The following is a 13,392-nucleotide window of genomic DNA, read 5'->3' as shown; positions in this document are numbered from 1 at the left end:
GGTCTCGTCCTGTTCGTCGTCGCCGTCGCCGCCGTCTACCTGCGCGGCTACCTCGTCCCCGGGACGCCGGCGTTCACCCGCCGGTACCTCCCCGATCGGCTCCTTGCCGTCTTCGAGAAAGGCTCCCTGTCCCCAGATCTCGCGGCGCTCGACGTCGAGACGTTCCTCGTCGACGCCGGCGTCGTCGTCGAGACGGCCGACGACCTCGATCTCGACTCCGACTTCGAGGCGGCGTGGTACGACCGGATGCGCGGCCTCGACGACGGCGAGACGGACGTCGACGAACTCGCCGTCCTCGCGGGACTTCCGCCCGAGGAGTTCCGCATCGACTGGCACGGCGACGCCTTCGTCGCGCTCCTCGGTCAGGAACGCGTCGGCCAGTGGGAGTCCCGCGCCGCGTTCGTCGCCGACGTCGCCGCCGCGCGCGAACTCGCGGCCCGCTCCCCGGCGTGGGCCGACGCCCCCTCGCGTACCGCAGTCGCGTCCTCGGTGCGCTCCGGCTCTTCCTGGAGCGGTGCCCGACCTGCGACGGCGAGGTCGAACTCGCCCAGGAGGTCGTCCAGTCGTGCTGTCGGAACTACGACGTCGTCGCCGCGAACTGCGTCGACTGCGGCGCGCGACTGCTCGAAGCCGACTTCGACACGTCCGCCCTCGAGGGCGACGCAGCCTGACGAATCTTTCCGACTTCGCTCCGTTTTCACCCTCACTTTGACGCCCGCGGCGGCCGAGAGCGCCCGTATGTACCTCCACTGGCACCGACGCGACCTGCGCGCGAGCGACAACCGGGCGCTCGCGGCCGCCGCGGCCGACGGCTCGGTCGTCCCCGTCTTCGTCTTCGACGACGCCCTCCTCGCTCACGCGAGCGCGCCGCGCGTCCGGTTCATGCTCGACGCGCTCCGCTCGCTCCGGGCGGACTACCGCGAGCGCGGGAGCGACCTCGTCGTCGCCCGGGGGATCCACGGGACGTCCTTCCGGACCTGCTCGACGGCTACGACGCCGACGGCCTGACGTGGAACCGGGACTACTCGGCGGTTGCTCGGCGGCGCGACACGGCAGTGCGGGACGCCGTCGACGTCCCGGTGGAGGCGTCTCACGACGCCCTCCTCCACGAACCGGGGTCGATAACGACGAACGCGGGCGATCACTACTCGGTCTACTCGTACTTCTGGGAGAAGTGGCGCGACCGAGAGAAAGCCGACCCGCGTCCGACGCCGACGGACGCCCTCGCCGACGCCGACGGCGACCCCTCCCCACCGTCTCCGATCTCGGCTTCGACGACCCCGCGGCGTCGACCCCGAAAGCGGGGACGACGGCGGCCCGGCGGCGACTCGCCGAGTTCTGTACCGGACCGATCTTTCGCTACGAGCGGGACCGCGACTACCCCGCCCGCGAGGGGACGTCCCGCCTCTCGGCCGATCTGAAGTGGGGCACCGTCGGGATCCGGGAGGTGTACGCCGTCACGGAGGAAGCGATGGCGGACGCCGAGGACGACGCGGCGCGAGCGTCTGTCACGGAGTTTCGGTCGCAGCTGGCGTGGCGGGAGTTCTACGCGCACGTCCTCGCCGCCGAACCCCGGATCGTCTCGGAGAATTACCGCGAGTACGAACACGACGTCGAGTGGCGAAACGACCCCGCGGAGATCGAGGCGTGGAAACGCGGCGAGACGGGCTACCCCATCGTCGACGCCGGAATGCGGCAGTTGCGAGAGGAGGCGTACCTGCACAACCGAGTGCGGATGATCGTCGCCTCCTTTCTGACGAAAGACCTCATGGTCGACTGGCGGGTGGGGTACGACTGGTTCCGCGAGCGACTCGCCGACCACGACGCCGCGAACGACAGCGGCGGGTGGCAGTGGGCCGCCTCCACCGGCACCGACGCCCAGCCCTACTTCCGGATCTTCAATCCGACGACGCAGGGGAACGCTACGATCCCGACGCCGAGTACATCACGACCTACGTCCCCGAACTCCGCGGCGTCGCCCCCGAGACGATTCACTCCTGGCCCGACTGTTCGCCCGCGGAACGCGAGGCGGTCGCCCCCGACTACTTCGACCCCGTCGTGGACCACGACGACCGCCGGGCGGATGCACTGGCGATGTTCGAGGCGGCACGAGGCGACGATTAGGCGACGACCGATCGCTCTTCGTCCGGCGGTATCTCTATCCTCCGGGCGGTTCTACCCGGCGGTATCTCTATCCTCCGGGCGGTTCTGCCCGGCGGTACCTCTATCCCCGCTCCCGTGGACTGGTACCTATGGACACACGAGTGGAGATAATCGTCTACGACGGATTCGACGAGCTCGACGCCGTCGGCCCGTACGAGGTGTTCGAGATGGCCGAGGAGAACGGTGCGGACCTCGACACGTCGCTCGTCACTCTCCTCGAAACCGACCGGATCACGGCGGCTCACGGCCTCCGTCTGGAACCCGAGGGGACGCTCTCCCGGGACGACCCGGCGGACATCGTCGTCGTCCCGGGCGGCGGATGGAACGACCGCCGCCCGGTCGGTGCACGCGCCGAGGCCGAACGCGGAGCGATCCCCGAGGCGTTGCGCGACCTCCACGCGGCGGGGACGACCGTCGCGGGCGTCTGTACCGGAGGGATGTTGCTCGCGCGCGCGGGTCTGACTGAGGGCCGACCCTCCGTGACTCACCGCGGCGCGCTCGACGAACTTCACGCATCGGGCGCGAACGTCGTCGACGCCCGCGTCGTCGACGACGGCGACGTGGTGACGGCGGGGGTATCACCTCGGGTCTCGACCTCGCGCTCCATCTCGTCGAACGCGTCGCCGGCGAGGCGGTCGCCGAGGACGTCGCGGCCCAGATGGAGTACGACCGCCGGGGCGACGTCATCGAAGCCGAGGACTAACGGCGAGGCGGCCGACGAAGAGGGCCGCGACGAGGGTACAGGTCCCGAGGGCGTACCACCCGGTCGCGTAGCCGGCGGTGTCGACGAGGTAGCCGAACGCCGGCGGCGCGACGAGGCCGCCGATGTTGAGCGTCAGTTGGCCGCCGGCGGTGGCCGCGCCGACCCGGTCGTCGGGGACGAGCGCGGTCATACAGGAGTAGTAGATGGCGGGGACGCCGAGGGTGAACACGCCGAGGACGCCGAACGCGAGGGCGGCGGCGAGGGGGTCTCGACGAGAGCGACGACGACGAACAGGGCGGTGGCGAGGACGCCCTGCGCGACCAACACCTGAGCGCTCGCCCGCGCGTCGGCGGCCGGGAGTCGATCAACGAGCGCGCCGCCGCCGATGCGGCCCGCGCTTCCGGTTAGCTGGACCAGCGCGAGCACGCCCCCGCGACGCCGGCGGCCGTGCCCACGGACTCCGTGAGGTGGAGGACGACGTAGCCGGTGGTACAGAAGACGGCGGCCCCGAAAAAGAGGCCGGCGACGACGAGCAACTGGTAGCCGGGGAGTCGAGCAGGCTCCGCACGTCGGGGACGGCGAGCGCCCCCGACCCGCCGTCGCCGTCGTAGCCGGCGGCGAAGACGAGGGTGACGACGAACGCGAGGGCGGCGACGACGAGAAAGCTCGCTCGCCACCCGAACCGGGTCGCCGCGATGCCCGTCACGAGGAGGGCGCTCAGGCCGCTCCCGGCGGTGACGCCGACCTGTTTGACGCTCATCGCGAGGTTGCGCCGACCGTCGGGGGCGACGGCGAGAACGGCCCGATTCGTCGCGGGCATCGCCGTGGCGTAGGTCGCGCCGACGAGAAGCAACGCCGCGAGCAGCGTCGGATACGACGGGGCGACGGCGACGCCGACCGAGCCGATACCGAGGCCGAGGAGACCGCCGATCATCACCGGCCGTTCTCCGTAGCCGTCGACCGCCGCCCCCATCGCGAACAACAGGAGCGTGTAGCCGAGCATGGTCGCGGTCACCGTCACGCCGACGAGCGTCCGCGAGAGACCGAACGTCTCGCGGACGAACGCCGTGCCGGCGAAGATGGCGTAGAAACAGACGCTCGCGGTCAGTTGCCACCCGCCGACCAGTCCGACGCCGCGCCACTCACGCATTGACGGGGTCGTCGTCGATGGACGTACAAGGGCCTGCTCATTTCGACGTGTGCGTCGTGTTACCGTACGCTTCCTCAAAGTTTAACAGGTTTCCGACTGTTCTGTTTCTGGAGGTTTCATTCCATGAGCTACGAACTCGACCCACTGCCGTACGACTACGACGCGCTGGAGCCCGACATCTCGGAACAGGTGATGACGTGGCACCACGACACCCACCATCAGGGCTACGTCAACGGCTGGAACAGCGCGGAGGAGACACTGGAAGCGAACCGCGAGGAGGGCGACTTCGGCTCCTCGCCGGGGGCGATTCGGAACGTCACCCACAACGGTTCCGGTCACGTCCTCCACTCGCTGTTCTGGCAGTGTATGTCGCCCGAGGGCGGCGACGAACCCGCCGGCGCGCTCGCCGCTCGCATTCAGGAGGACTTCGGCTCCTACGAGGCGTGGAAAGGCGAGTTCGAGGCCGCGGCCTCTGCCGCCGGCGGCTGGGCGCTCCTCGTGTACGACTCGTTCTCGAACCAGCTTCGGAACGTCGTCGTCGACAAACACGACCAAGGGGCGCTCTGGGGCTCGCACCCCATCCTCGCGCTCGACGTCTGGGAGCACTCCTACTACTACGACTACGGTCCGGCCCGCGGCGACTTCATCGACGCGTTCTTCAACGTCGTCGACTGGGAAGAGCCCGCCGACCGCTACGAGGAGTGCGTCGCTCGCTTCGAGTAGACCCGGTCTACCTTCTTCGATTTTTCGCCGGCCACCCAGTGGCGTCGCGACGGCGACCTCACGCCCGTTCGGGTTCGCGGACCGGTAGCGTTTACGCGACGGACGCCCTACGCGCGGCCATGCCGAGGCCGAAATCCGAGTTCGACGGCGTCTACCCGTGTGACTTCTACACGCCGGCGGAGTTGCTCGACCCCGGTCAGATGTACACCGTCTACGAGATCGCCCGCCTCCTGCAGGGCCTGGAGTCCGACGCCGAAATCGACGAGGGAACCGAGGCGATACTCCTCGACTGGGCGATCCCGTGGATCATGAACAACGCCGACGACCTGGTCGTGGCCGAACCGCCGACGGAGGCCGACCCCGGCTACTACGGCCTGAAAGAGGACTAACCGAGGCGGGCGGCCCGACTCGCCAGTTCGATGTCGTCGTAGGGCCGGCCGGTGACGCTCGGCCCGTGACCGACGTGCATCGCCGCCAGATCCTCGTCGACGACCGAGAGGAGTCGGTCGATGCTCCGGATCAGCGTCTCCCGGTCGCCCTCGTCGAGGTCGGTCCGGCCGAAGCCGCCGTTCTCGAAGACGAGGTCGCCCGCGAAGAGGACCTCCGCCGTCGACGCGTAGAGACAGACGTGGTCGTCTTTGTGTCCGGGCGTGTGGAGGACGCGGTAGTCGTGATCGCCCATCCGGACGTCGTCGCCGTCGGCCAGTTCGTGGTCGACCGACGGCTGGGCGGGGTCGAACCCCCACGTCTCGACGTCGAACGCGTCGCGGACGGCGTCGACGTTGCCGACGTGGTCCGAGTGGGTGTGCGTGAGGACGACGGCGTCGACGTGGTCGCGGATTTTCGAAACGACGTCGAAGTTCGCGCCGGCGTCGACGACCACCGTCCGGTCGCCGGTCACGAGGAAAGCGTTGCTGGTGAACGCGCGGACGTCGCGAGCGAGGTTCGGTATCACGGACAGTGGTACGTCGTCGCGCTCCCTTTGGTGTTCCCATAGCGTTTTGTGGGCTGGGGTCCCCGTCCCGTCCATGGACGTTCGCCTGCTCGAAGCCACGCCCGATCCGGAACGCACGATCTGTACGGCGGCGCGCAACGACTACATGTCGGAGTTCGTCGGCGACCGCTCGTTCGAGGAGATCATGGAGTCCGTCGAGGGCGACACCCTCGAGGAGAAACAGCGGACGCTCGTCGGTCACCTCCTCGACCACGGTCACTTCGGCCCGTTCGAACACGCCCAGGCCACCTTCGCCGTCGAGGGCGTCAGTCGGTCCTGTATGGCCCAGATCACGCGCCACCGCCACGTCAGTTTCGACGTCCAGAGCATGCGCTACGTCTCTTTCGACGACGTCGACCCCGCGGCCGTCGAGGCGGGCGAGATGGTCGTCACGCCGCCGTCGGCCACCGACCCCGACTGGGTCGGTCGCAATCAGAAGACGGGTGCCGTCGACGCCGAGACGGTCGAGAAACGCGAGGAGCTCTTCCGGGAGTCGGTGCGCCAGTCGGTCGAGGCGTACCAGGAGCTGCTGGACCTCGGAATGCCGCCCGAGGACGCCCGATTCGTCCTCCCCATCGGCACCGAGGTCAACATGGTGATGTCGATGAACGCCCGGATGCTGATGCACGTCGCGGACATGCGGGCGGCCGCAGACGCCCAGTGGGAGATCCGGACGCTGACCGAGGAGATCCTCGACCTCGCCGCCGAGTGGTGTCCCATCACCTTCGACCACTACGAGAAACACATGAAAAACCGGAAGAACCGCCTCGCGCCCTGACCGTCCCGTACCTATTTGCGGCGCTCGTGCGAATAGGCCGTTTATGAGCGCGAACGACGCGCCGGTCACGAGCGGCGAGACGCACGTTCTCGAAATCAGGGAACTCGGCTCCGAAGGCGACGGCGTCGGCTACGTCGGCGACTTCGCCGTCCTCGTCCCCAACGGCGATCTCGGCGAAATCGTCCGCGTCGAGATCACCGACGTCGGACCGAACTTCGCCCGCGCCGACATCCTCGAACGCGAGTTCGGTGGGTAATCTCGGTACGTAATTCGAGCAAAGACGTTTCACGGTGGCTCCCGAACGTCCCGGATATGGGTGCGACGTTCGAACTCTTCGAGGACGACGCGGGCGAATGGCGCTGGCATCTCCGCCACGACAACGGCAACATCATCGCCGACAGCGGCGAGGGGTACGCGACGAAACAGAAGGCGAGACAGGGCTTAGAGAGCGTCAAGCGCAACGCTCCGGACGCGGCCGTCGTCGAGGCGGCGGACTGATCGGTCGTCGATGGCGGACCGCCGCGGTGGCGCGCCTGACCGTCCGTCGAGGGACCGAACCGTCTCCAGCGGGACCGCCGCTCCGGTCACCAGCCGTCGAACTTGTCGCGTCGATAGAGGTCGATCTCGTGGACCGTCGAGCGCTCCTGTGACGCGGCGAAGGCGATGGCCTCGGCGACCTCTTCGGGTTCGGTCACCTCTCCCGGGTCGAAGTGGTCTTCGAAGGCGGTGTCTGATTCGCTGGCGAACTCCGTGCGCACCTCCGTGGGGTTGACGACGCTGACGCCGACGCCGTCCGGGCCGATCTGCCCTCGAGGCTGTGTGCGAAGCCACGGACCCACCACTTCGTCGCCGCGTAGGTCGGATTTCCGGGCCGGGGGTACTGCCCCGCGAAGCTCCCGACGAACACGAGGTTCCCGTCCGTCTCGCGAAGGTGGGGGATGGCCGCCTGCGTCGCGAAGAAGACGCCGTCGACGTTCGTCTCCATCATCAGGCGATACTCGTCCGTCGTCACGTCCGCGACGTCGCCGCCGACGCCGACCCCCGCGTTGTTCACGAGGACGTCGAGCCGGCCGAACTCCTCGACTGTCGTCCGGACCATCGCCTCGACTGCCTCCTCGTCGCGGACGTCCGTCGGGACGACGAGCGTCTCCACACCGAACGCCGACGCGAGTTCGTCCGCGAGCCCTTCGAGCCGTTCCTCGCGCCGCGCCGCGAGCGCGACGTTCGCCCCTTCCCGCGCGAGGACGCGCGCCGTGTCTTCGCCGATGCCCGCGCTGGCCCCCGTGACGAGTGCGTACTTGTCCTGTAACGTCATAATCGGTGCGTCGCCACCGAGGCCCTTGATTCCTCGCCCGAGCCGACGCCGCGTCCGGCGTCGTCCGTTCCGCGAGATCGCGTAGCGTCGAGAGCGGTTCCGCCTGCGAATCTACCTCACGGCGTGGCCAAAGCGGAACTGTTTTACTTCATTCCCCAATAACTGAGATTGCGCTCCGTTGGTGTAGTCCGGCCAATCATCTTGCCCTCTCACGGCAAGGACCAGGGTTCGAATCCCTGACGGAGCATTGCAGCGAGCGTCACTGCGTGACGCGAGCGAAATGCGGACGAAGGGATTCGAGCAAGCGAGTCGCAGCGACCGAGCGAAGTGAGGTCGACCGTCTCGCCGAGTTCGAATCCCTGACGGAGCACTCCTTTCCCTTCGCCTTCTCGCAGTTTTCCCTCGTTCTCAACGACGAAGGCAGACTACGAGGAGCAAGCCAATTCAGTCGACCGAATCACCCAACCGCTATCAATGTGGACCAGCCAGCAGCCCGGCTGCCATTGTCTCGAGGAGGGCGCGATGCGATAGCGGGGGATTCGACTGCGGAAAACGAGTGGCGAAAGCGTTCGGGTTTCGGGGTTCGCCTGTTGGTGATTACCCGATTCCGCCCCACTTCCACCGGCAACCGACTTTCCTCTCGACACTGAGACGGACTCGGTGCTCGAGCGCCTTCCAACCGTCACCCATCGAGTATCGTGACGCTCGCCCCTCGGACTTTTCGACGATGTTCTCCAGCGTGTGAGGGCGGCGGGATGTTCGATAGTAGCGGTCGCGACCGCGAGGCGGACTGTCATCGAGAGCGCTTCCAGAGACCGGCGGTCGCCAGCTCACTCGCCGTCAAGAACGTTCGCCGCGTCGTCGCATGCCATTGAGGATATCATTATTTCGCCCATAGCCGGCTCCACGGCGGGAGAGTCGTCCGTACTCTCTCCCTGTTCACCTCGCCAGCAGATCTTCCCCGACGACGTCGACCACGGGACCCGCTCACTGGCCGACGATTCACCGCATCGTCGGTCCACCGTAATTCAACGGCTAGAACATTTTTCACAGGAGGGCGAGACTGGATAGTATGTCGCTACCAGTCCTCCAATTCGGCGTCCCGGGCGGCCCTGAACTCCTGATCATCCTCGTCATCACGTTCCTCTCGTTCGTCGTCCCGCTCGTAATCTCCGTTTTCATCTACCGAGATGCGAAAGGGCGCGGGAGCAGTCACGCCCTCGCGTGGGGGTCGGCGCGTTCTTCGGAAGCCTCGTCGTCTGGGTTCTCTACTTCGTCGTGCGTGACGAAGTCGGTGGGCGCGGGACGGCGTAGTGATGACTGTGTCCACTCTCCCAACACGTCGAGTCGCTCCCCGAAAGCGATGAATCGTCGTCAGATTCTCACCCTCTTCGCGAGCGGCGTCCCTCTCGCGGGATGTACGGGCGGTCCTAACGACCCGATCACGATGCTCGCTGTCAATCAGGACGACGTCGCTCACTCGGTGACCATCTGGGTCGTCCGGCGCGAGCGATTAGTGGTGGCGAATACTGTCGACGTGTCGAGCGAAGGAACGAATCAACTCGGGCAGATGCCGTGGAAGAACGGTCGATACCGCATAACTGTACAGGTCGACAGCGACGTCGTCCTCGCTCACGAATTCCGGTCCGAGGAGTGGTTCAATCAGCTCGACGTCTTCGTCGATAGCGGCGGATCGGTCGAACTGAACCGCGGTAGGGCTGCCTGAGACGCCGTCTCACGACACGTATCCACTCGTTCGACCAGATGGCGAGGAACTCGAGACGACAGAAGTGTCATTCACACGATGATTGTGTTCGGTGGGAAAGAAAATCCGCGCGACGTACATCGGTGAGCCGAGACGTTCGGTGATAGACCGATAGCTAACGGGATGTTCCTCACGTCCGACGGCACGAATCCGGTTTTCAGCGGGGTTCTCAGAGGATACCGTAGCGCCCGATACGACGACGACCTACGGGATACCGCCGAGTAGCCTCGTCAGTCCATTCGGGTGCACAAGGAGGTAGAAGGCAGGCCGACGACGTCGCCGGGATACAGCGTCTGGATCGCCACGTCGCCGCCGTGAGTGATCAGTACGGCGAGGGCCCACCACGTGGGGTCGGTCTGCTCGGGCAGCGACCAGTCGTGCTGGGCATGGCCGCCGTCGGTCGTGGACACCGAGAGAGAATACTCCCCGGCCGTGCGAGTCACCCCCGGTTGCACAGTTAGCGGGAGCGAGGTTCGGTAGTCTCGATCCAGTACGGATTCCCCATCGGCGTCGGAGACGCGGACGTCCACCTCGTGACCACCCCGATCCGGCTGGTCGTAGTTCGGCGGGGTTTCGAAATCGTAGATCTGGAACCGTGCCGACGATCCGCCACCCCCTCGTCGGATTCGGTGACGACCGGCTCCTCACACCGATAGGCGTTGAAGGGAATCCGCCGGTGGACGTCCGACCCGACGAAGTGGGCGACGCTGGCGGCGTTTCGTCCCGCTCGGCTCGGTGAGCCGTCCGGGTCGTAGTACCGAGCGGAGCCACGACACGTCGACAACAGATAGTAGCCCCCGGCAGTGGTGTACCCGACGGCAGCGTCCGTGGACTCGACGGTGATTTTGGTCGCGGGTTGGGTAGTTCCGAACCCGTCGACGAGTTCGTTATAGACGTACCGCCGTTCGTGCGTCTCGACGAACGATCGCGCGGCCGTCTCGTTCGAGACGTCATCCGGGGTCGGCAGCGGCTTTTTCTCGGTGAGGGTACCCACGTCCGGAGGCACCGTCGGCTCCGGTGTCGGGCTCAGCTCTCGGTTCGGTCCGGGATCAGTCGAACACCCGGACAGCGCTCCGATTCCACACGCCGCTGCTGCGAGGAAGTCACGACGTCTCATCGGTACCGTATGTGGAGACGCCGTGAGAACGGTCGAACTGTCTGGAGGGCATGGGACGGATGTTCGTGGGGCGGATACTCAAGCCTCACGGACTCGTCACACGTGGCGTCGTCAGGCTGCGACCGGAGTGACTCGATCTCTCGACGATCGTACGAAACGCACTGTCTATTCCCGCTTGCAGAATACACACCCCCGAACGACACCGTCAATTACCCGGGTACCGATCGAAGACACGCCGCATGTCCCTCCACTCTGAATTCGCAGTCCGCCAAACGAGACTCGCCGTCGTGATCATCGGCGGTACCGTATACTCGATCGCGGTCCTCTGGTGGCTGTTCTCGTCAGGTGTTTCCGTCTCCGGCCGTGGCCTCGCGGCGGTCGCCGGGATGGGATACGCGTGGCTCGGGATGTTTCTGACGGCCGCTGTGTCCCTGTATCTGTTCGGACGCTTCTCACTCGTCTCCCCGCCGCTCGTAACGCTCTGGATACTGGGGAATACGGTGTATCAGTGGCTATACGGAGCGCATCTGCATCCGCTCTCGTCGTATCTCACCGTCTGGCCCCTTCTTTTGGGCGTCACGCCAGCGATCACACTCGGTGAAGCACTATTCAGAACCGCTCTCGACCGTACTCTCGGGCGATTTGGACTTCGTCCGGTCTTCTAATCACCGACGTCGTGTTTCGATTGCCACGGCTCCGCACCCGACTCTCGTCCGCGACACCCGCCTCCACGAGGCTGTTTAGGTGGACGTTCTGGAGCGGGGTGTCGACGTCGGTGACGTCGTTCGCAGTGCGGTCCATCATACAGAACCGAGCCCTACTGACTGGCGTTTTTCGACGGATTCTCTCCTTCCTTCTTCGGGAGATTCCTTCGCTCCGTGAAGTAGTATAGGATCACGACGAACCCTGCGGCGGGTATCACTACTCCCAGCCAGTATATCTCTGGGTTCTTGAGACCGAGTCGCTTCGCGTCGAGATACATCAAAATCCCTATCGGAATTTGGATAGCAACAGCGCCAACGAGGAGCAGAGGGACCAGATCGGCCATAGCTAACTGTTTATTGCGCTGTGGCATTAAGTCTCTGTCAGGTAATGGGTGGCTCTACGACGAGCATCTGCGGTCCTTCGGACGCTGGTGGCTTTGCCGACCATCTCAGCAGGGTTTCTTCGAAAGTTCGTCAGGTACACCGAGTGTGTCGATTGACGATGGAGGAACCCCTGCGTCCACCCTCTACGAACGGAACGAGTTCGACGCCGGCGAGCCCACTCAATTTATTGACCCTGACTCGTTCCAACAGCCGAATCAGCAACAGTCAGTAGCAGGTTCCTCCTGTGGGTAGTTCACGGAAATAGCGGCCTCGGTTTGAGTGAGCCCTACTGTTCTCCGACGACGAACTCGGGGGCGAAGACGGTAGTGGCGAGAAGATCCATCAAGACGAGCATCGCCGTTACGCGGAAGACGCCGGCTGTTCGACGTCGATCCTTCGGAAGGGATTCGGCGATGCCAGACAGACCGGTCCCGGCCGCCATAACAACTAGCCAACTGCTCGAGGAAGAGTCGCCCAGAACGGCGGCGTACACGTAGAGACTCAAGAAGAGGAGTGACCCGGAGAACATGACCACTGCATGGGTTCGGCCGGATGGTTCACTCAATAGAACTCGAGTGAGCGTGGAGGGCATCGAGCGTACATCCCTCGCCACGTGTAAGTAGGTGACTACCCTGGCCTTCGCGGTGAAAGGCCGGCCGCAGAAACCCCAAGTAACGCCTGTACTGTGTCGTCCTGGGCAGAAGGCTTTTCTCTGAACGTGGTCCACCAGTTACCCATGACCGATCCCCCTGCGTTCGAATCAGCGTCGTCCCCCTACGACATCTCCACGGTCGACCTCGACGACGACCGCTACGAGGTCAAGCAGTCGGTGATCCGGAACAAGTACGTCGTCCGCGACAGCGCTGGCGATGTCGTCCTGCGCGGGAAGCAGAAGATGTTCAAAATGAAAGAGGAGTTCCCGTTTCTCACCGGCGACGACGAGGACGCGTTCACGGTGAAGGCCGGCGGCATCATGGACATCGCGGGCAACTACGCCATCACGGACGCGGGCACCGGCGAAGAGGTCGTCGTCCTCGACGAGGACTTCTCGCTGTTCGTGGAAAACTGGACGGTTCGAGACCCCGACACGGGGGAGGCGCTGGCGACCATTCGTTCCAAGAGCAAGCCCCTCGCGGCACTCCGGCACCTCGTCTCCGTTGCGAACCTCATCCCGAACAAGTACGAGATATTCGACGCTGACGGCGACCACGTCGGCGACATCGAGGGGCAGTTCTCGCTGCGGGACACCTACACGGTCAGCATCGACGACGCCAGCAACGTCCCGAAAGAGGCGGTGATCGCTGCCGCCTGCGTTCTCGACGCCCTCGAAAACAAGTGATCTGAAATCCCACACGCCGCCTACGCCGATACCCCCGTTGGTGCTTCATCGAGGATATGACAGACGACAACGATCCCGCGTCGTCAGACGGAACTGACGAGGAGAGAGGCAAATTAGACGAGATCGTCGGCGTGGTTCTGGAATTACTCGGTCTGATATGAGACGTTCGGGAGATGTGTACGCCGACGCCGTTCTCACCGAGATGACTACAGCCCTCCTATCCCTTCCAGCTAGACGCCGCTGCCGTACTGCAGCCG

Annotated in this window: 15 protein-coding genes, 1 tRNA gene and 4 pseudogenes; 11 read left to right on the top strand and 9 right to left on the bottom strand. The window is 65.4% G+C overall.

The features are described 5' to 3' along the window. The first annotated feature begins 738 nt into the window (after nucleotides 1–738). Together ACFQJD_RS10780 and ACFQJD_RS10775 are read left to right on the top strand one after the other, a co-directional pair. Nucleotides 739–2,124 (top strand): annotated as a pseudogene (locus ACFQJD_RS10780) (cryptochrome/photolyase family protein). Nucleotides 2,125–2,252: 128 nt separating this feature from the next. Continuing rightward, nucleotides 2,253–2,866, top strand: a pseudogene (locus tag ACFQJD_RS10775) (DJ-1/PfpI family protein). Here ACFQJD_RS10775 and ACFQJD_RS10770 read toward each other — a convergent pair. From ACFQJD_RS10770 to ACFQJD_RS10760, 3 genes are read right to left on the bottom strand one after another with little or no spacing between them, the layout of a single operon-like run. Continuing rightward, nucleotides 2,847–3,095: a hypothetical protein gene (locus ACFQJD_RS10770; protein WP_379798137.1), complete on the bottom strand. Its 249-nt coding sequence runs from the start codon at nucleotides 3,093–3,095 to the stop codon at nucleotides 2,847–2,849. The pseudogene ACFQJD_RS10775 and the gene ACFQJD_RS10770 sit on opposite strands and share 20 nt — an antisense overlap. After that, complete coding sequence (locus ACFQJD_RS10765) at nucleotides 3,053–3,292, bottom strand: hypothetical protein (RefSeq protein ID WP_379798135.1); 240 nt, start codon at nucleotides 3,290–3,292, stop codon at nucleotides 3,053–3,055. The genes ACFQJD_RS10770 and ACFQJD_RS10765 overlap by 43 nt, the downstream gene beginning before the upstream one ends. After that, entirely contained in the window at nucleotides 3,231–4,016 is a 786-nt protein-coding gene (locus ACFQJD_RS10760) for an MFS transporter (RefSeq protein ID WP_379798133.1), read from the bottom strand. Before ACFQJD_RS10760 ends, ACFQJD_RS10765 begins: the two co-directional genes overlap by 62 nt. Nucleotides 4,017–4,139: 123 nt before the next feature. On the opposite strand from ACFQJD_RS10760, the gene sod reads away from it, so the two are divergent. Beyond that, nucleotides 4,140–4,739 carry a superoxide dismutase gene (gene sod, locus ACFQJD_RS10755; protein ID WP_379798131.1) on the top strand — a complete coding sequence of 200 codons (600 nt, stop codon included), beginning with the start codon at nucleotides 4,140–4,142 and terminating at the stop codon, nucleotides 4,737–4,739. Nucleotides 4,740–4,858: 119 nt separating this feature from the next. Then, entirely contained in the window at nucleotides 4,859–5,128 is a 270-nt protein-coding gene (locus ACFQJD_RS10750; RefSeq protein ID WP_379798129.1) for a DUF5827 family protein, read from the top strand. Here the strand turns inward: ACFQJD_RS10750 and ACFQJD_RS10745 are convergent. Next, entirely contained in the window at nucleotides 5,125–5,694 is a 570-nt protein-coding gene (locus ACFQJD_RS10745) for an MBL fold metallo-hydrolase (RefSeq protein WP_379798127.1), read from the bottom strand. The two genes, ACFQJD_RS10750 and ACFQJD_RS10745, sit on opposite strands and share 4 nt — an antisense overlap. 73 nt (nucleotides 5,695–5,767) lie before the next feature. Between ACFQJD_RS10745 and thyX the strand changes: the two genes are divergently transcribed. The 3 genes and pseudogenes from thyX to ACFQJD_RS10730 form a co-directional block, all read left to right on the top strand. Continuing rightward, a complete protein-coding gene (gene thyX, locus ACFQJD_RS10740; RefSeq protein ID WP_379798125.1) occupies nucleotides 5,768–6,511 on the top strand; it encodes an FAD-dependent thymidylate synthase in 744 nt (247 codons plus the stop codon). Nucleotides 6,512–6,554: 43 nt separating this feature from the next. Then, nucleotides 6,555–6,767, top strand: coding sequence for a TRAM domain-containing protein (locus ACFQJD_RS10735; protein ID WP_379798123.1), 213 nt, complete (start codon nucleotides 6,555–6,557; stop codon nucleotides 6,765–6,767). 62 nt (nucleotides 6,768–6,829) lie between these two features. Continuing rightward, nucleotides 6,830–7,009 (top strand): annotated as a pseudogene (locus ACFQJD_RS10730) (HVO_2922 family protein); the annotation flags it as partial. A gap of 86 nt (nucleotides 7,010–7,095) precedes the next feature. Here the strand turns inward: ACFQJD_RS10730 and ACFQJD_RS10725 are convergent. Beyond that, a pseudogene (locus ACFQJD_RS10725) lies at nucleotides 7,096–7,826 on the bottom strand (SDR family oxidoreductase). Nucleotides 7,827–7,998: 172 nt separating this feature from the next. Between ACFQJD_RS10725 and ACFQJD_RS10720 the strand changes: the two are divergent. After that, nucleotides 7,999–8,073 (top strand) — tRNA-Glu (locus ACFQJD_RS10720). A gap of 825 nt (nucleotides 8,074–8,898) precedes the next feature. Continuing rightward, nucleotides 8,899–9,552 carry a hypothetical protein gene (locus ACFQJD_RS10715; RefSeq protein ID WP_379798121.1) on the top strand — a complete coding sequence of 218 codons (654 nt, stop codon included), beginning with the start codon at nucleotides 8,899–8,901 and terminating at the stop codon, nucleotides 9,550–9,552. A 269-nt stretch (nucleotides 9,553–9,821) separates the two neighbouring features. Here ACFQJD_RS10715 and ACFQJD_RS10710 read toward each other — a convergent pair whose 3' ends face one another. Both ACFQJD_RS10710 and ACFQJD_RS10705 read right to left on the bottom strand, forming a co-directional pair. After that, nucleotides 9,822–10,001, bottom strand: coding sequence for a hypothetical protein (locus ACFQJD_RS10710; protein WP_379798119.1), 180 nt, complete (start codon nucleotides 9,999–10,001; stop codon nucleotides 9,822–9,824). A 47-nt stretch (nucleotides 10,002–10,048) separates the two neighbouring features. Further along, entirely contained in the window at nucleotides 10,049–10,585 is a 537-nt protein-coding gene (locus ACFQJD_RS10705; protein WP_379798117.1) for a hypothetical protein, read from the bottom strand. Nucleotides 10,586–10,947: 362 nt separating this feature from the next. On the opposite strand from ACFQJD_RS10705, the gene ACFQJD_RS10700 reads away from it, so the two are divergent. Next, nucleotides 10,948–11,373, top strand: a complete 426-nt coding sequence (locus ACFQJD_RS10700) for a hypothetical protein (RefSeq protein WP_379798115.1) — start codon at nucleotides 10,948–10,950, stop codon at nucleotides 11,371–11,373. 152 nt (nucleotides 11,374–11,525) lie between these two features. On the opposite strand, the gene ACFQJD_RS10695 is transcribed toward ACFQJD_RS10700, so the two are convergent. Both ACFQJD_RS10695 and ACFQJD_RS10690 read right to left on the bottom strand, forming a co-directional pair. Continuing rightward, nucleotides 11,526–11,756 (bottom strand): hypothetical protein, encoded by a 231-nt coding sequence (locus tag ACFQJD_RS10695; RefSeq protein WP_379798113.1) that lies wholly within the window; start codon nucleotides 11,754–11,756, stop codon nucleotides 11,526–11,528. Nucleotides 11,757–12,082: 326 nt separating this feature from the next. Next, nucleotides 12,083–12,325, bottom strand: coding sequence for a hypothetical protein (locus tag ACFQJD_RS10690; RefSeq protein ID WP_379800492.1), 243 nt, complete (start codon nucleotides 12,323–12,325; stop codon nucleotides 12,083–12,085). Nucleotides 12,326–12,532: 207 nt separating this feature from the next. Between ACFQJD_RS10690 and ACFQJD_RS10685 the strand changes: the two genes are divergently transcribed. Then, a complete protein-coding gene (locus ACFQJD_RS10685; protein WP_379798111.1) occupies nucleotides 12,533–13,135 on the top strand; it encodes an LURP-one-related/scramblase family protein in 603 nt (200 codons plus the stop codon). Nucleotides 13,136–13,392 lie beyond the last annotated feature (257 nt).

It is taken from the genome of Haloplanus sp. GCM10025708 (assembly GCF_042663985.1).
In the GTDB taxonomy this organism is placed as follows: Archaea; Halobacteriota; Halobacteria; order Halobacteriales; family Haloferacaceae; genus Salinirarus; species Salinirarus marinus.
Note: the sequence above shows the minus strand (reverse complement) of the source record. Positions and strands in the feature narration are given on the sequence as shown.

Coding starts and splice junctions, on each gene's coding strand:
- ACFQJD_RS10695 (WP_379798113.1), bottom strand. CDS start 11,756: ATGGCCGATCTGGTCCCTCTGCTCCTCGTTGGCGCTGTTGCTATCCAA.
- thyX (WP_379798125.1), top strand. CDS start 5,768: ATGGACGTTCGCCTGCTCGAAGCCACGCCCGATCCGGAACGCACGATC.
- ACFQJD_RS10685 (WP_379798111.1), top strand. CDS start 12,533: ATGACCGATCCCCCTGCGTTCGAATCAGCGTCGTCCCCCTACGACATC.
- ACFQJD_RS10760 (WP_379798133.1), bottom strand. CDS start 4,016: ATGCGTGAGTGGCGCGGCGTCGGACTGGTCGGCGGGTGGCAACTGACC.
- ACFQJD_RS10690 (WP_379800492.1), bottom strand. CDS start 12,325: ATGTTCTCCGGGTCACTCCTCTTCTTGAGTCTCTACGTGTACGCCGCC.
- ACFQJD_RS10735 (WP_379798123.1), top strand. CDS start 6,555: ATGAGCGCGAACGACGCGCCGGTCACGAGCGGCGAGACGCACGTTCTC.
- ACFQJD_RS10750 (WP_379798129.1), top strand. CDS start 4,859: ATGCCGAGGCCGAAATCCGAGTTCGACGGCGTCTACCCGTGTGACTTC.
- ACFQJD_RS10715 (WP_379798121.1), top strand. CDS start 8,899: ATGTCGCTACCAGTCCTCCAATTCGGCGTCCCGGGCGGCCCTGAACTC.
- ACFQJD_RS10700 (WP_379798115.1), top strand. CDS start 10,948: ATGTCCCTCCACTCTGAATTCGCAGTCCGCCAAACGAGACTCGCCGTC.
- sod (WP_379798131.1), top strand. CDS start 4,140: ATGAGCTACGAACTCGACCCACTGCCGTACGACTACGACGCGCTGGAG.